Below are 14,946 nucleotides of genomic sequence, written 5' to 3' on the forward strand. Positions count from 1 at the left end.
TGCTTCACTCAAGCCGTAGCGACGGCTACGGCTTTCGTTCCAGCCCTCCCCGAGCCCGGCTGCAAATCCGCCATCATCCGCAGCCCCTGGTGCAATATGCGGGCTAGCCCGGGCGCAAATCTGCCATCATCCGCGGCGCCTGGTGCAATGTGCGACCTGAACTTCCGTGGGTTCAGTGGATCCCGTGGCCATCCCCGCCCGTGGGCAAACGGAAACCGCCGGATCGCCCTGCGCGCACACTCAGTGCAGGCGCTTGTCCTCTGCGGCCGGCTCGCCCGTGGGGGTCGCGGGCTCGACCTCCGGCACGTGCGGCGCGTCGCCCAGCGCCTCCTCGCCGGCCGTTGCCTGCGGCTCGTCCCCCGCGGCCGCCGTCCCGGTGGTCGCGTCGGATTCGGCGGTCTCGCCTTCGGGCGCCGGCGTCTCGGCGGCGTCGGCGACCAGCCGTTCCCGTGCTGGCGCATCGAAGCTGAGCGCCGGGGCTGCTTCGGGACAGAGTTCGGCGGCGCTGGTGGCCAGGTGCCGGTAGACGGCGCGGTAGCGCTCGGTCATGTCCTCGAACAGCTCCGCGGTCTGCTGGAAGTGCTCGTTGACCCGACCGCGATAGGCCTCCAGCGCCTCCCGGGTCTCGGCCAGCTCCTTTTCCAGCGCCTGCACGCGCTGGCTGTCCCGCGGCAGGAACAGGAAGCCGATCAGGAAGCCTGCCGCCATACCGAATGCGAACAGGATGATGCCCAGGCCCCAGAGCCAGGCGTTGCTGTCTTCGAACATCGTCGTTCCCCGCGCAGATGGAAATGATGAGGCAGTATAGGGCGGAATCCCCCCGCGGCGGGAGGATGCAGGTCAAGGCCTTGCAAATTTTTTCGCCTCGGGGGGATCAGCCGCGCAGACGCCGGCGCACCGCGTCCGGGACCGGCTCCAGCAGCTCGCCCTCGGGGCCGAGTGCGGGGTAGGGCAGCCCCAGTGCCCGGTAACGGGCCGCCAGCCGCGGGTAGCCCCATTCGAACAGCAGCCGCCGGTAGCGCTCGGGATCCAGCCGGCAGCGATCGTACAGCCCGGCCACCTGCCGCTGGCGCTGCGCCTCGTAGAGCAGCACCGCCGCTGCCACGGACACGTTCAGCGAAGCCACCATGCCGACCATGGGAATGGTCACCTCGCCATCCACGCAGGCCAGCGCCGCCTCGCTGACGCCGTACTTCTCCGTGCCCAGCAGCAGGGCCGTGGGGCGGGTGTAGTCGGGGCTGCGGAAATCCTGCGCGCGGTCGGAGAGATGGGCGGCCAGCACCTGGAAGCCGCGCCGCTGCAGACCGGCGATGGCCGTGGGCGCATCGGCGTGGTTGTGCACCTCCACCCACTTCTCGCTGCCGGATGCCGCTCCCTTGCGTGGCCGGTAGGGCCGGTCCGGCGCCACCGCGTGCAGCTCCAGCACGCCCACTGCGTCGCAGCTGCGCTGGATGGCGGACAGGTTGTGCGGCTTGTGCACCCCTTCCATGATGACCGTCAGATCGGGCTGGCGGCGGTCCAGGGTGCGGCTGATGCGCTGAAAGCGTTCGGGGGTCATGGCCGCGCATGGTACCGGGTGCGTGCCGGTCTTCAAAATGACGCTGGCAATTCCGCTTTCATTGGGTAAGATTGCCTGCCAGTGGGCGCCGTCACTCGCGGACGGGTGGCCGCAGGGAGCAGGGAGCCATGGGACGGCAATTGGCCAGCGACAGGATACTGGTAGTCGACGACTTTCCCAGCATGCGCATGTCGATCCGGCGCATGCTGCGGGAACTGGGCGCGGAGCAGGTGGATCTCGCCGCCAATGGCGAGGAGGCCATCAAGGTCCTGCGGCGCACGCCCTACGACATCATTCTCTGCGACTACAACCTCGGCGAGGGCAAGGACGGCCAGCAGGTGCTGGAGGAAGGCCGCCACATGGGCCTGATTCCGCCCGCGGCGGTGTTCGTGATGATCACTGCCGAAACCTCTGCCCGCTTCGTGCTCGGTGCCCTCGAGTACCAGCCCGACGACTACATCGCCAAGCCCTTCACCAAGGAACTGCTGGCGCTGCGGCTGAAGAAGCTCACCGAGCGCGCGGAGGCCCTGCGCGACATCCAGGAGGCCATCGGCCGCGAGGAATATCTCGCCGCCATCGAGCTGTGCGAGCAGCGGCTGGCAGAGAAGGGCAAGTACCTGGCCGAGGTCGCGCGACTGCTGGGCGAGCTGTACCTGCGGGTCGGCGACTACTCGCGTGCGGTCACCACCTACGAGAAGATCCTCAACCGTCGCAGTTTTCACTGGGCCCGCTTCGGACTGGCCAAGGCCTTCCACTTCCTCGGCGAGCATGCGCGCGCGGCCAACCTGTTCGAGGAGCTGCTCGCCGACAATCGCAACTTCATCGAGGCCTACGACTGGCTAGCCCGCGCCCGGCTGGCGGCCGGCGATGGCCGGCGGGCGCAGGAAGTCCTGGCCCAGGCGCTGGCCCTGTCGTCGAAGTCGGTCGGTCGCCAGCGCGAACTGGGGCGGGTGGCGCTCACCAACGAGGACCTGGAGACCGCCGAGCGGGCCTTCCGCGCCGCCATCCGCGAGGGCGAGCATTCCGCGCTCAAGCAGGCCGAGGAATACACCTCGCTGACTGATATCCTGATGCAGACCAAACGCAGCCAGAAGGCGCTGACCAATCTGAAGAAGGCGCGCGAGGCCTTCCGCGAGCGGCCCGACGACCAGGTGCAGGTGCTGGCCAGTTCGGCCGAGGTGCTGGAGGCCCAGGGCAAGCACGAGGAGGCAGCGCAGATGCTGCAGCAGGCCAGCCAGCTCTACCGCACCCGGGCCAGCGAAATCGGCGAGGCCCGCTCGCTCAAGCTGGCGCGCACCGCGCTCGCCTTTGGCGACGAAGGTCTGGCCAGGACCGTGCTCGGCGCCCTGGTGCGCAACAACCACGACGAGCCCGAGTATCTGGACAAGGCACGTGCGCTGCTGGAAGCGGCCGGTGCCGGTTTCGATGTCGACGAGCTGATCGACGGTTCGGCCGAGGAGATGCGCGCGCTCAATGCCCGCGGCATCGAACTCGCCGAGCAAGGCGACCTGGCCGCGGCCATGGCCCTGTTCGAGGAGGCCGCGGAAGGTGCGCCGAGCAACCGCTCCTTCAACCTCAATGCCGCCCAGGTGATGCATCCAGATGATGCAGAAGGAGGGCGTCAGCGAATCGCTGCTGTACAAGGCACGCCAGTACCTGGAACGGGTGGCGCGTGCCGGCAAGACCGACGACCGCCACAAGCAGCTCACCCGCATGTACCAGGACCTGCGCAACGGCCGTGTGCCGGCCGGGGAGACCGGAGATGAGTGAACCCGATGCCCGAGACCAGTTCGATGCCGTGCTGGCACTGACCATTCACGACATCAAGAATTCGCTGGTGCTGCTGCTCGATCGTCTCGACGGTGGCGCCCTGTGCGCGGAGGAACAGGACAGCGCCTCGACCTTCAAATACGAGATCCGTCGCATCAACAACAACCTGGTGCGCCTGCTGGGCGTGTACAAGCTGGGCGCGGACCGCTATGCGCCGCAGATGGACGAATACGAGGTCGGCGAACTGCTGGAGGAACTGGTTGCCGAGTATCAGGCGCTGCTCGCGAACAAGGGGCTGGCCATCGAACTCGATTGCGACGCCGACCTCTGGGGGCGTTTCGATCGCGGGCTGCTGTTCAGCGTGATCGAGAATGCCATCAACAACGCGGCCCGCTATTCCCACAGCCGGGTGCGCATCGAGGCAGCACGCGAAAAGGGCTATCTGCGGATCCGGGTGCTGGACGACGGCGAGGGCTATCCCGAGTGGATGCTGGAACAGTGCGAGCGTATCAAGGATGCCGCCGGTATCGATTCGGGCAGCGGCACCACCGGCCTGGGGCTGTACTTTTCCTGGGTGGTGGCACGTCTGCACGAGCGCGACGGGCGCCACGGCCACATCCGTCTCGCCAACGACACCGAACTTGGCGGCAGCTGCTTCGAGATCGCCCTGCCGGACGGTGACTGAGCCCCTCCCGCGCGGAATTGACCCGGATCAAGGGTTACAATCGACAACCGGTCTATTCATCGCATGCAGGGCCGTCTCAGGGCGGCCCCTTCATGTCGGCAGGGGACAGGCAATGCAACTGATTCCGGATTCGGTTCTGGGCTGGCTCGGCATCGAGGAGGAGACCGCCGGCCATCGCGAAAAACTGTTGTCCGGGCTGGGCGGCGCGCTGGGCATTTTCGCCATCCTGGTGGTCAGTGCCCAGCTGGTCGGCGGCCGCGGCCTGCCGCTGATCGTTGCTTCCATGGGCGCGTCGGCGGTGCTGCTGTTCGCCGCGCCGCACGGCAAGTTCTCCCAGCCCTGGAACCTCATCGGCGGCCATCTGATCTCCGCTTGCATCGGTGTGACCGCCGCGCGCTGGCTGCCCTATCTGCCGCTGGCCGCGGCCCTCGCGGTGGGCGGTGCCATCACCGCCATGTACTACGCCCGCTGCATCCATCCACCCGGTGGCGCCAGCGCGCTGGTGGCGGTGGTCGGCGGCGACGCCATCCACCAGCTCGGCTACCAGTACCTGCTCACCCCGGTCGGCCTGGACGTGCTGGTGATCCTGTCGGTCGCCATCCTCTTCAACCTGCCGCTGACCTGGCGCCGCTATCCCGTGGCCTGGGCGCCGCACCGGCGCATGTCCGGTGCGCCGGCCGAGTCGCGGCTGCGCAGCGAGGACATCGGCCACGCCCTGCGTCGGCTGGGGTCCTACATCGACGTCACCGAGGAAGATCTCGAGACCATCTTCACCTATGCAGCCGAGCACCGGGCCAGCGAACACCTGGACCCGGCGCAGATCCGGGTCGGTGCCTTCTATTCCAACGGTGCCTTCGGTGCCGACTGGTCGGTGCGCCAGGTGGTGGATGCCGCGGATTCCGATGCCGGGGACGCGCTTGTGATCTACAAGGTCGTCGCCGGCGCCGGCCGCCGTACCACCGGCGCCACCACCCGGGGCGAGTTCGCGCGCTGGGCGCGCTACGAGGTCGTTCGCAACGAGAATTCCTGGCAGCGGGTGGACACGCCGCCGGCCTGAACGATCGTCAGCTGTTAGGTTGCGGCGAAGGCCTCGATGTTGGCCGCGACCTGATCCACCAGCCGCTGGCGTGCCTCGCGGCTGGCCCAGGCGACATGCGGGGTGAGGATCAGGTTGGGGATGTCTGTCGCCAGCAGCGGGTTGTCCCGCGGCGGCGGCTCCTCCGACAGCACGTCCACGCCGGCCCCGGCGATCACGCCCTCGCGCAATGCCTGCGCCAGTGCCACTTCGTCGACGATGCCGCCGCGAGCGGTGTTGATCAGCAGGGCATGCGGCTGCATCAGCCTGAGTTCGCGGCGGCCGATCAGGCCGCGGGTGGCCTCGGTCAGCGGGCAGTGCAGGCTGACCACGTCGGAGCGTTCGAGCAGGGTATCCAGCGGCAGGCGGCCGGGGCGATCATCGCGGCCGCCGGGGCGCCGCGCCTTGAGCACCTTCATGCCGAAGGCTTCGCCGATGCGTGCAACTGCACGCCCCAGGTCACCGTAACCCACGATACCCAGCCGGCGTCCGGCCAGTTCGGTCATCGGATGGTCCAGGATGCAGAAATCAGGATGGTCCGGCCAGCGCGTCAGCGCCGCCTGCCGGTGTTCCGCGAGCCGCCGCTTCAGGGCCAGGATCAGCGCGAACACATGCTCGGCCACCGACTGCGAGGCATAGTTGCGCACGTTGCGTACCGCGATGCCACGCGCCTCGGCCGCAGCCAGGTCGATGTTGTTCATGCCGGTTGCGGCCACGCAGATCAGTCGCAGCCGTGGCGCCGCATCCAGCCTGGCTGCGTCCAGCACCACCTTGTTGGTCACCACCACGTCGGCGGCACCGATGCGTGCCGCGGTCTGTTCCGGTTTCGTGTGCAGGTGCCAGTCCCAGTGGGGCAAGGCTGCCTTCAGTCGTCCCAGGTCGAGGTCGGCGGGGTGCAGGGAGTCGAGATCCAGCATCACGCCATGATGCAGCCGTCCCCAGCTCATGCGGTTTCCGGTCCGCGCATTGCATCGAGCCGGCTGACCAGTACCGCGGCCGTGGCCGCGAACAGGAAACCGGGCAGGAGTTCGTACAGGTCGAACCAGCCGCCTTCGAGACGGGACCAGACGATGACCGTGACCCCGCCGACGAGCATGCCGGCAAGGGCGCCGCTGCCGGTAAGGCTGCGCCAGTAGAGTGCCAGCAGCAGCACCGGCCCGAAGGTTGCGCCGAAGCCGGCCCAGGCATGGCCCACCAGTTCCAGTACCCGGCTGCCGGGCGTGAGCGCCATCCAGGCCGCCACTGCCGCGATCACCAGCACCGCCAGTCGCCCGACCCAGACCAGCTCGGTGGCGGGCGCATCGGGCCGCAGGCCCAGTCGATAGGTGTCGTTGCTGACCGCCGCCGCGGCGACCAGCAACTGGGAGTCGGCGGTGCTCATGATGGCAGCGAGGATGGCGGCGAGCAGGATGCCGGCGATCAGGGGATGGAACAGGGCCCCGACCAGGTGCATGAATACGCGCTCGGTGTCGGCGCCATCGAGCGGGGGTTGCAGGTAGCCGATGGCGGCCCAGCCGACACAGAGCGCGCCGCAGAGGGTCAGCGCCACCCAGCCGACGGCGATGCGTCGGGCCGGTCCGATCTCGCGCGGATCGCGGATGGCCATGAAGCGCGCCAGGATGTGGGGCTGGCCGAAGTAGCCCAGCCCCCAGGCGAGCAGCGACGCGAGGGCGATGAAACCGAGCGGCTGGCCGTTGCGGTCGGTCCAGGGGTCGAGCAGGGCGGGATCGACCGCCGCCATGGCGGCCCGGGACGCTTCCAGTCCGCCTCCGGCATCCAGCGCCGCCACCGGCACCACCAGCAGCGCCGCGCCCATCAGCAGGCCCTGCACCACGTCGGTCCAGGACACGGCAAGGAAGCCGCCGAACAGGGTGTAGGCGGCGACCGCCGCAGCCGCCGTGAACACCGCGATGCGGTAGTCCCAGCCGAACACCGTCTCGAACAGCCGGCCGCCGGCGACCAGCCCCGAGCTGGTATAGAAGGTGAAGAAGACAAGAATGAAGCCGGCCGCGATCAGGCGCAGGGCGGTGGCATGGCGATGGAAGCGATGGGCAAGGAAATCTGGCAGGGTGAGGGCGTCATCGAGCGCCTCCGACACCCGGCGCAGGGGTTCTGCCATCAAGCGCCAGTTCAGCCAGGTACCGACCAGCAGGCCGAGCGCGATCCAGCCCGCCTCCAGTCCGGCGGCATAGGCGTAGCCGGGCAGGCCCAGCATGAGCCAGCCGCTCATGTCCGAGGCCTCGGCGCTCAGGGCGGTGACCCAGCGTCCGAGGCGGCGGCCGCCGAGCAGGTAGTCGGAGAGGTCGCGGGTACGGCGCCAGGCCACCCAGCCCAGTGCCAGCATGGCGAGAATGTAGGCCACGAACACCAGGTGAACGGCGGTGCCTGCCTCGATCATCGCAAGACCTCCCGTGCCCGCCACAGGCCGATCAGGGTCTTGGCGTCGCGCAGGGTGCCGTCCGCCGCCCAGGCCAGCGCCAGCCCGAAATCGATCCAGTGTACCTCGATGGCCTCGTGGGCCTCGTGGCGGGTGGCGGTGGACGCAAGGTCGCGGGCGAGGTAGAGGTGGATCACCTCGTCACAGAAGCCGGGCGTGGTCAGGCAGTCGCCCAGCGGGGTCCAGTCGCGCGCGGTGACGCCCGCCTCTTCGGCCAGTTCCCGGGCGGCGGTCTGCGCCGGTGCCTCGCGGGCCTCCAGCTTGCCGGCCGGCAGCTCCCACAGCCAGCCGCCGCCGGCATGGCGATACTGGCGCAACAGGCAGACGCGGCCGTTGGCATCCAGCGTCACCACTGCGGCGCCGCCCGGATGGCGGACGACTTCGAGTTCCAGCCGTTCGCCGTTGGGCAGGGTGACCGGCTCGATGCCGAGGTCGACCAGGCGGCCGTGATGCAGGGTCTTGCGTTCCGGCGGTGCCATCGCCTCGCTACCCGCGGGGCACGCAATCGTAGGCCGCGAGCAATTGGCCGCAACCTTCCGGCGCATGCGCGTCGTAGTACAGGCTGCGCAGCACCAGTGACTGCGGTGGCACCAGTTCCGAGCCCCAGGTCAGGGTATCGAAGTCCTCGCCGCCGAGCAGGCGATGGGCAAGCGTCAGATACAGCCGGTCCAGCGCGCCGTCCCGTACCAGGGTGTGGAACACCGAGGAGCCGGCGATGGCATAGGCGCTGCGGTAGCCCAGCTCGCCGAGGCGGCGCACCATGGTATCTCCGGAAACGTTGCGTCCCTCGCCGGCGAAATGCACCGACACGCCCAGTGCCTCCAGCGCGGCGACCCGAGCCGGGTCCGCATCCGGCCCCGTGAACAGATGCAGCCTGCGTTCGCGGTAGGCCGCGATGGCGTCGGCGGGGATGTCGAGGCTGGCGCTGATGATGGCGACATCCGGCTGGGGCTCGAGCCCCTGGTCGATGCGCCAGGCGCGCAGGTCGGCAAAGGCCTCGTCGGCGCCCACCGGCAGCGTGTCCTGGGCCTCGCCGCGGGCAAACTGGCGATAGTAGCGGGCACTGGTGACGAGGATGTCCGCACGCGCCCCCAGTTCCTGGTACAGGCGCCAGTCCCGCGGGTTGGCAATGGCCTCGGGCACGGCATGGGTTTCGCGATGCGGGCGGGCGATGCCGATGCGGCCGTCCAGGCTGGAGACGAAGTTGGCATAGACGAAGGGTCGCCCCGCTGACTGCGCGGCCGGCGGCAGATCCTCGCCGAGATAGGTGCCTTCCAGCGGGCGTTCACCCGCTTCCGGAAAGAGTTTCAACAGGGTCTTGCTCATGGACAAGGATCGTTCATCGGTCGCTCATGCGCCGCATGCCCGCTGCGCCAGCCCGCATATTGCACCAAGGCGGAAGCGGGTGGTAGGCCGTCATCCCGCCTTCAAAAAAAACGGGCCGGGAATCTTCCCGGCCCGTTTCAGGGGATGGCGATTCTCCTTCAGGTTCAGGCTGCGCTGCGCGCGAGTCCGAAGGGCTTGTCGCCGGAACCGCTGTCGCCGCTGCGCTGCCCGGCCACGGCCTCGGCGAGGCTGATGCCGTCGAGATAATTGAAGATGCGGTGACTGAGCTGGTCCCAGGCACGCAGCGAATCCGGCCGCTCCTCGGGGATGGCCGCGGGGTCGGGCGCGGTGGCGCTGCGTTCGATGGACTCGTCGACGGCACGCAGCACGTCGGCGATGCTGATCTCGCTCGGCGGCCGGCGCAGGCAGTAACCGCCGCCCGGTCCGCGCAGCCCGGTCACCAGCCCGTGCTTGCGCAGCTGCGCGAACAGCTGTTCCAGGTAGGAAACGGAGATGGACTGCTCGGCGGAAATGTCCGCCAGGGTGACCGGACCCTGCTTGTGGCGCAGGGCCAGTTCCAGCATGGCGGTGACGGCGTAGCGTCCCTTGGTTGAAAGTTTCATGGTCGTTACCTCTTTACGCTGTATCCCAATCGGGGGTGTCGGGTGCCATGTGCCGGCTAATTTCCGACTGGCATGGTCAGGAATCCTAGGGTTCTTGACCGCAACAGTCAAGAATACAGATGTCCGTTTTTGCGCCCCGTTTTCCCCGGCCCGCGGTTCGGGGGCAGAAAACCCCATGAATACAATGGAGTAAGGTGGGGAGCACTTTTTAACGAAGAGGGCTGGACAGGGTTCCCGGATTGCCCTTCAGGCCACCTGACGGGCGAGGTCGTCGAGTTCGGGGGCCTCTTCGGCAACCAGCTCGGCGGTGATCGCCCCTACCCGGCGGGCACTGAGCCCCAGCATTTCCAGACTGAAGCCCGGGATGGCCTCCCGGTCGTCGATGCCGATGCCTTCCGCGGCGAGTGCCCGGTTGGCGATCAGTACCAGCTGGGCATACAGGGCGTGATCGCCCCAGAAGTCGGGGTCGTGGTGGTGGCAGGCAGCGGCCCGCAGTTCCCCTGGAAGTCCCCAGGCCGTCATCAGCCAGCCGCCGACCTGGGCATGACTGACACCGAGCGCATGCTGTTCCAGTTGCGGCAGATCCAGATGCGGGTTGGCCAGCAGATAGCGATTCAGCAGGAAGAACTCGGCCTGGAAGGCCTCGCCCAGCAGCAGAATGCCGATGTTGTGCAGCAGCCCGGCGAGATAGGCCGTGCCGCGACGTACCGCGAGATCGCTGGGCATTGCCCGCGCCAGCCGTTCGGCCAGCGTTGCGCAGTAGACGGAGTGGCGCCAGAAGGCATTCAGGCCCAGTGGTCCGTCTGCCGGGATACGCAGGGTGTGTCCCACCGCGATGCCGAGCGCCAGGTTCATCACGAAGTCGAAACCCAGCACGCGGGCGATCGCGCTCTTGACGTCCCGGATCTGGCGAGGAAAGCCGTACAGGGGCGAGTTGGCATAGCGCATCACCCGGGCTGCCAGCGGTGCGTCCTGTTCGATCACCCGGGCCAGTTCCAGGGCGCCGGCGTTCGGATTGCGGGAAAGCTCCAGAATCTGCGCTGCGGTCGCCGGCAGCGGGGGCAGGTCGTGGAAGGATTCGAGGGTGCGCCGGACGCGCGCCGGCGTCAGGCGCTCGATCTGCCGGCCAAGTTCGCGTTCCGGGTCGGACTGCTGCAGGGTGTCCAGCGGCACGCCGATGTCAGCGGCTCGTGTGCCCGGGTTCAGGCGCAGGAATTCCGCGGGATCCATGGCCAGCAGCGTGTCGTGGCTGCCCGGTTCGAGGAAGAGTTGGGGCTGGTCCAGCAGGCTGCGGTCCACCACCGCTTCCAGGCCGTAGGCGGCGGGGAAGGGCGGACAGCAGTTCGGCTCACAGTCATGAAAGATGGTATAGGTGCGCGCGGCGGGAATCGGTTCCAGGTCGCGGCCCAGCCGCTGACACAGGCTGGAAAAGTCGAGCAGCCGGTCATGGCCGAGGATGGCCATTACCAGGCCTCTGGCATCGGCCAGCACCACTGCGCGGACCAGGCGGTTGCCGGGTACGGCGGCCGCTTCGGCGGCCTGGGCCAGGCTCTCGGTGCGCAGGTGACGGATCTCGTGCCAGAGGGCGCCGTGGTCGTCCAGATGGCGCTGGATGGAACTCGGGATCATGTTTGCCGCCTCCGTCGCTGCGGTCGGGTTCTCCCGGCCCAGCAAGATCAGGGCCAGAACCGTCTGTCGCGCGGTGGATCCCGAATAAGCGTTGTGAAATCAAAAGGGTGCGTCGGTGGTGACGGGTGGGGCACGCCCTGCGCCGTGCGCCGCCTGTTGCATTCCCTGACAGTTGGAGCGCAAGCGTCAGAATTTTGTTGGTATACTGGCCGGACGGAACGTGACGCAGAGGGGGCGTATCCGCATGTCAGTCGAGGAACTCAGCGGCACCGACCGCCGCGCACGGGCCCGGGAACGATTGGCCGCCCTGGTCGCCTCCCGGACCGAAACCCTGGTTCGCTACTCCAGCCTGGCCGGCATCCGGCCCTATACCGCCGAGGACCGCACCGAGACGGAGCTGAAACGCTTCTGTCAGGCCCTGATCGACTATGCCGCGGCGGCGCACTTTCAGCTCTATCGCTACATCGCGGACGGCAAGGAACGACGCCAGGCGGTCCGCGCCATCGCCGAGCAGGTCTATCCGCAGATCGCCGCCAGTACCGATGCCATCCTCGATTTCAACGACCGCTATGACGTCTCCCACCTCGATGACGGCCGGGTGGAAAAGCTGGCCGACGACCTCTCCCGCCTGGGCGAGATCCTCGCCGACCGTATTTCGCTGGAGGACCAGGTGATCGCCGCCTTCGAGCAGCGGCAGGGCAAGCCCTGAGGGGTCAGCCGCGCCTGCTCCCGCGCAGGCGGTCGTAATCCGCGCGCGGCAGCACCCGACCCGGCCAGGGCAACAGTCCCGGCACCCGGCGGCGATAGTCGGCATAGGCCCTGCCCAGTTCCGCCTCCAGCCGGCGTTCCTCCAGCCGGCTCCCCAGCAGCAGATACAGCGTCAGTACCAGCGCCGTAACCAGCAATCCGGCGTGCATGTCGCGTGTCCACAGGATCACCAGCCCCAGGCTGTACCAGGGATGACGCACGTAGCGGTGCAGCGGCGACAGCCCGAGCCGGGGCTGCTCGGGTTCCGGGCGCAGTCCCAGGAATGTCGGCATGTCGTACGCCTTGCTGGCGATCCAGAAACCGATCAGCGCCAGCGCCGCCAGGCCGTTGGCCAGCCAGCCCCAGGCCCCGGTCCAGCGCCACAGCCAGGGTCCCTCCCAGGTGAAGGTCAGCCACAGCGGCGGAATCAGGGCAAGGGTGGCAAACAGGTTGTACAGCAGACGGTAACGGGCCCACAGGCCGGGCAGATGACGACGCACCCCGGCCTTGATCGCCCGGCTGGCCAGCAGGGAATGCAGGGCACCGTAGAGCGCCCAGGCCGTGGCAATGGCGGCCAGCCCCGAAGGCCCCTGCAGGATCATGGCTGCCTCCAAGGTTTAATGTATTCGAATATTCTGATAATATTCGTAACCCATTGAATTTGCCCGGCGCTCTTGAACAAGAGCGCGAAATCCATCTGCAACCGAGGCTTTACCCATGGACCACGGCACCACGTTAACCCAGTTCATCATCGAGGAACAGCGACGCATCCCGGACGCCACCGGCGACTTCACCTCGCTGCTCAACGACATCGTCACCGCCTGCAAGAAGATCGCCTGCGCGGTCAACCGCGGCGGCCTGATCGGCATTCTCGGCTCGGCCGAATCCGAGAACGTGCAGGGCGAGACGCAGAAGAAGCTCGACATCATTTCCAATGATGTCATGGTCAACTCGCTGGAGTGGACCGGTCACCTGGCCGGCATGGCCTCCGAGGAAATGGACGACCCGCTGCCCATCCCCGACCAGTATCCGCGCGGCAAGTACCTCATCCTGTTCGATCCGCTGGACGGTTCCTCCAACATCGACGTCAACGTCTCGGTGGGTACCATCTTTTCCATCCTGCGCGCCCCCGAAGGCTGCGAGAACCCGAGCGTCGAGGACTTCCTTCAGCCCGGCACCGAGCAGGTCTGCGCCGGCTATGCCGTCTATGGTCCGGCCACCATGCTGGTGCTGACCTCCGGTCACGGCGTCAACGGCTTCACCCTGGACCGTTCCATCGGCGAGTTCATCCTCACCCATCCGGACATGAGCATTCCCGCCGATACCCGCGAGTTCGCCATCAACATGTCCAACCAGCGCCACTGGGAGGCCCCGGTCAAGCGCTATGTCGAGGAATGCGTCCAGGGCAAGGAAGGTCCGCGCGGCGAGGACTTCAACATGCGCTGGGTCGCCTCCATGGTGGCCGAGGTGCATCGCATTCTGACCCGTGGCGGCATCTTCATGTACCCGATCGACGAGAAGATCAAGGCCCGGGGGCAGACCGGCAAGCTGCGGCTGATGTACGAGGCCAATCCCATGGGCTTCATCGTCGAGCAGGCCGGCGGCGCCTGCAGCACGGGGCGCGAGCGCATTCTCGAGATCAGGCCCGAGGGCCTGCACCAGCGGGTGCCGGTGATCCTCGGCTCGAAGAACGAGGTCGAGCGCGTGGTGGCCTATCACAGGGAAAGCGACGGCCGGAAGGACGTCGCCTGAGCCACCGACGCCGGTGCGCGTGATGACAACGGGCCGCATCCTTCGGGTGCGGCCCGTTTTTTCTTTCAGGGACGCTCGCCGATGCTCGGAGTTGCCGCTGCCTCGTCGCGTTGTTCGCGGTCGCGGATGATCCAGTAGACGATGCCCAGCGCCACCACCGCGCCCGAGAGGGCGGCAATCTTGCCGGCGGTCAGGGTGGCGGCATCGAGGATGATGAACTTGCGCGACAGCGCCAGCAGCGCGATCAGAATCACGGTGCGTACCTGGATGATGTTGTCGCGGCGCATCGCCACGCGAATGATGGAGTGCTTGAACTCCATCGCGATCAGCAGCGTCATGATCATGCCGAACAGGGTCTGGAAGGCGGCATGGTCGAGCAGGTCCAGCGAGCCGGACAGCACCAGCGAGCCGATCTTGACCACCAGTTGCAGCAGGGCGCCGGCGATGATGAAGGCGATGCAGATGCCCAGGATCAGCGCCACCGTCTGCTCGAAGCGTTCATAGAAGGTCATCACGCCCCAGTAGCGCCGGGTTTCGTCGACTTTAGGATCCTCGATATTCATGGTGATGGTCTCCCGGTGTCCAGATTCAGCTTCGGCCGCGCTGGCGCGGCACGGGACGGTATTCCACGCTGCCCTGGGCGCGCACCGGCTGCGGATACAGGGTCATCAGTTCCATCACCTCCGGCAGCATGTCGGTGCTCACGTTCAGTCCCAGCTCGCGCGCGGTTTCCACCGTGATCGGGTAGTCATGGGTCCAGGTACCGGTGGACATCAGTCGCGCCGTTTCCTTCGCGCGCTCGGCATCCATCGCCGGTACCAGCAGCGACTCGACTGCGGACTGCACCTGCTTCATGGCCTTGCCCGCGACGTCGGCCATGATCAGGGTGCGGTCGTCGATTTCCTCGACGGGCTTCTTGTCCACCACGTTCAGCAGCGAGGCGGCGGGGAATTCTCCGAGCTGCGGATCGACCGGACCCAGTACCGCGTGCGGCGACATCACGATCTCGTCCGCCGCCAGCGCGATCAGGGTGCCGCCGGACATGGCGTAGTGAGGCACGAACACCGTCACCTTGCCCGGGTGCTGCTTGATGGCGCGGGCGATCTGCAGCGAGGCCAGTACCAGCCCGCCGGGCGTGTGCAGGATGAGGTCGATGGGCAGTTCCGGGTCGGTCATGTCGATCGCCCGCAGCACCTCCTCGGAATCCTGCACATCGATGTAGCGCATCAGCGGAAAGCCGAGCAGGCGCATGGTCTCCTGCCGGTGCGCCATCAGGATCACGCGCGAATTGCGCTGCTTCTCGATCTGGGAGATCTTGCGCTGGCGGCTGGACTCCAGCAGCCG

The 14,946-nt window shown here is 67.5% G+C and carries 16 protein-coding genes; 5 read left to right on the forward strand and 11 right to left on the reverse strand.

Going from position 1 to position 14,946, the window contains the following annotated elements:
- Positions 1 to 240 precede the first annotated feature (240 nt).
- Together MVF76_RS05380 and trmH are read right to left on the reverse strand one after the other, a co-directional pair.
- Positions 241 to 768 (reverse strand): YhcB family protein, encoded by a 528-nt coding sequence (locus MVF76_RS05380; protein WP_297527771.1) that lies wholly within the window; start codon positions 766 to 768, stop codon positions 241 to 243.
- 106 nt (positions 769 to 874) lie between these two features.
- Positions 875 to 1,558, reverse strand: coding sequence for a tRNA (guanosine(18)-2'-O)-methyltransferase TrmH (gene trmH / locus MVF76_RS05385; protein WP_297527772.1), 684 nt, complete (start codon positions 1,556 to 1,558; stop codon positions 875 to 877).
- 128 nt (positions 1,559 to 1,686) lie between these two features.
- On the opposite strand from trmH, the gene MVF76_RS05390 reads away from it, so the two are divergent.
- The 3 genes from MVF76_RS05390 to MVF76_RS05400 all read left to right on the forward strand — a co-directional run bounded on the left by MVF76_RS05390 (position 1,687) and on the right by MVF76_RS05400 (position 5,070).
- Positions 1,687 to 3,324 carry a tetratricopeptide repeat-containing response regulator gene (locus MVF76_RS05390; protein WP_297527773.1) on the forward strand — a complete coding sequence of 546 codons (1,638 nt, stop codon included), beginning with the start codon at positions 1,687 to 1,689 and terminating at the stop codon, positions 3,322 to 3,324.
- Entirely contained in the window at positions 3,321 to 4,013 is a 693-nt protein-coding gene (locus MVF76_RS05395; RefSeq protein WP_297527774.1) for a sensor histidine kinase, read from the forward strand. Before MVF76_RS05390 ends, MVF76_RS05395 begins: the two co-directional genes overlap by 4 nt.
- 112 nt (positions 4,014 to 4,125) lie before the next feature.
- Entirely contained in the window at positions 4,126 to 5,070 is a 945-nt protein-coding gene (locus MVF76_RS05400; RefSeq protein WP_297527775.1) for an HPP family protein, read from the forward strand.
- A gap of 14 nt (positions 5,071 to 5,084) precedes the next feature.
- On the opposite strand, the gene MVF76_RS05405 is transcribed toward MVF76_RS05400, so the two are convergent.
- The 6 genes from MVF76_RS05405 to MVF76_RS05430 form a co-directional block, all read right to left on the reverse strand.
- Positions 5,085 to 6,035 (reverse strand): D-2-hydroxyacid dehydrogenase, encoded by a 951-nt coding sequence (locus MVF76_RS05405; protein ID WP_297527776.1) that lies wholly within the window; start codon positions 6,033 to 6,035, stop codon positions 5,085 to 5,087.
- Positions 6,032 to 7,486 carry a sodium/proline symporter PutP gene (putP, locus tag MVF76_RS05410; RefSeq protein WP_297527777.1) on the reverse strand — a complete coding sequence of 485 codons (1,455 nt, stop codon included), beginning with the start codon at positions 7,484 to 7,486 and terminating at the stop codon, positions 6,032 to 6,034. The genes MVF76_RS05405 and putP overlap by 4 nt, the downstream gene beginning before the upstream one ends.
- On the reverse strand, positions 7,483 to 8,004 hold the full coding sequence (locus MVF76_RS05415; RefSeq protein WP_297527778.1) for an NUDIX hydrolase: 522 nt from the start codon (positions 8,002 to 8,004) through the stop codon (positions 7,483 to 7,485). Before MVF76_RS05415 ends, putP begins: the two co-directional genes overlap by 4 nt.
- A gap of 7 nt (positions 8,005 to 8,011) precedes the next feature.
- Complete coding sequence (locus MVF76_RS05420; protein WP_297527779.1) at positions 8,012 to 8,851, reverse strand: RibD family protein; 840 nt, start codon at positions 8,849 to 8,851, stop codon at positions 8,012 to 8,014.
- A gap of 164 nt (positions 8,852 to 9,015) precedes the next feature.
- Positions 9,016 to 9,474 (reverse strand): Rrf2 family transcriptional regulator, encoded by a 459-nt coding sequence (locus MVF76_RS05425; protein WP_297527780.1) that lies wholly within the window; start codon positions 9,472 to 9,474, stop codon positions 9,016 to 9,018.
- 246 nt (positions 9,475 to 9,720) lie between these two features.
- Entirely contained in the window at positions 9,721 to 11,103 is a 1,383-nt protein-coding gene (locus MVF76_RS05430) for an HDOD domain-containing protein (RefSeq protein ID WP_297527781.1), read from the reverse strand.
- A 244-nt stretch (positions 11,104 to 11,347) separates the two neighbouring features.
- Here MVF76_RS05430 and MVF76_RS05435 point away from each other — a divergent pair, with 244 nt between their 5' ends.
- On the forward strand, positions 11,348 to 11,812 hold the full coding sequence (locus MVF76_RS05435) for an Rsd/AlgQ family anti-sigma factor (RefSeq protein ID WP_297527782.1): 465 nt from the start codon (positions 11,348 to 11,350) through the stop codon (positions 11,810 to 11,812).
- 4 nt (positions 11,813 to 11,816) lie between these two features.
- Here MVF76_RS05435 and MVF76_RS05440 read toward each other — a convergent pair whose 3' ends face one another.
- The gene (locus tag MVF76_RS05440; RefSeq protein ID WP_297527783.1) at positions 11,817 to 12,452 is read right to left on the reverse strand and encodes a hypothetical protein; all 636 of its coding nucleotides are present in this window, start codon (positions 12,450 to 12,452) and stop codon (positions 11,817 to 11,819) included.
- 115 nt (positions 12,453 to 12,567) lie between these two features.
- On the opposite strand from MVF76_RS05440, the gene MVF76_RS05445 reads away from it, so the two are divergent.
- Positions 12,568 to 13,602 carry a class 1 fructose-bisphosphatase gene (locus MVF76_RS05445; protein WP_297527784.1) on the forward strand — a complete coding sequence of 345 codons (1,035 nt, stop codon included), beginning with the start codon at positions 12,568 to 12,570 and terminating at the stop codon, positions 13,600 to 13,602.
- A gap of 65 nt (positions 13,603 to 13,667) precedes the next feature.
- Here MVF76_RS05445 and MVF76_RS05450 read toward each other — a convergent pair whose 3' ends face one another.
- Both MVF76_RS05450 and MVF76_RS05455 read right to left on the reverse strand, forming a co-directional pair.
- Positions 13,668 to 14,159, reverse strand: a complete 492-nt coding sequence (locus tag MVF76_RS05450; RefSeq protein WP_317622936.1) for a phosphate-starvation-inducible PsiE family protein — start codon at positions 14,157 to 14,159, stop codon at positions 13,668 to 13,670.
- Positions 14,160 to 14,190: 31 nt separating this feature from the next.
- Positions 14,191 to 14,946 (reverse strand): SDH family Clp fold serine proteinase (locus MVF76_RS05455; RefSeq protein ID WP_297527786.1); only part of this gene is annotated, 756 nt, incomplete at its 5' end.

It is taken from the genome of Thiohalobacter sp. (genome assembly GCF_027000115.1).
Taxonomy (GTDB): Bacteria; Pseudomonadota; Gammaproteobacteria; order Thiohalobacterales; family Thiohalobacteraceae; genus JALTON01.

Bases quoted from the DNA above. Each gene is read 5' to 3' on its own strand.
- MVF76_RS05380 (WP_297527771.1), bottom strand. From the start codon at position 768: ATGTTCGAAGACAGCAACGCCTGGCTCTGGGGCCTGGGCATCATCCTG.
- trmH (WP_297527772.1), bottom strand. From the start codon at position 1,558: ATGACCCCCGAACGCTTTCAGCGCATCAGCCGCACCCTGGACCGCCGC.
- MVF76_RS05390 (WP_297527773.1), top strand. From the start codon at position 1,687: ATGGGACGGCAATTGGCCAGCGACAGGATACTGGTAGTCGACGACTTT.
- MVF76_RS05395 (WP_297527774.1), top strand. From the start codon at position 3,321: ATGAGTGAACCCGATGCCCGAGACCAGTTCGATGCCGTGCTGGCACTG.
- MVF76_RS05400 (WP_297527775.1), top strand. From the start codon at position 4,126: ATGCAACTGATTCCGGATTCGGTTCTGGGCTGGCTCGGCATCGAGGAG.
- MVF76_RS05405 (WP_297527776.1), bottom strand. From the start codon at position 6,035: ATGAGCTGGGGACGGCTGCATCATGGCGTGATGCTGGATCTCGACTCC.
- putP (WP_297527777.1), bottom strand. From the start codon at position 7,486: ATGATCGAGGCAGGCACCGCCGTTCACCTGGTGTTCGTGGCCTACATT.
- MVF76_RS05415 (WP_297527778.1), bottom strand. From the start codon at position 8,004: ATGGCACCGCCGGAACGCAAGACCCTGCATCACGGCCGCCTGGTCGAC.
- MVF76_RS05420 (WP_297527779.1), bottom strand. From the start codon at position 8,851: ATGAGCAAGACCCTGTTGAAACTCTTTCCGGAAGCGGGTGAACGCCCG.
- MVF76_RS05425 (WP_297527780.1), bottom strand. From the start codon at position 9,474: ATGAAACTTTCAACCAAGGGACGCTACGCCGTCACCGCCATGCTGGAA.
- MVF76_RS05430 (WP_297527781.1), bottom strand. From the start codon at position 11,103: ATGATCCCGAGTTCCATCCAGCGCCATCTGGACGACCACGGCGCCCTC.
- MVF76_RS05435 (WP_297527782.1), top strand. From the start codon at position 11,348: ATGTCAGTCGAGGAACTCAGCGGCACCGACCGCCGCGCACGGGCCCGG.
- MVF76_RS05440 (WP_297527783.1), bottom strand. From the start codon at position 12,452: ATGATCCTGCAGGGGCCTTCGGGGCTGGCCGCCATTGCCACGGCCTGG.
- MVF76_RS05445 (WP_297527784.1), top strand. From the start codon at position 12,568: ATGGACCACGGCACCACGTTAACCCAGTTCATCATCGAGGAACAGCGA.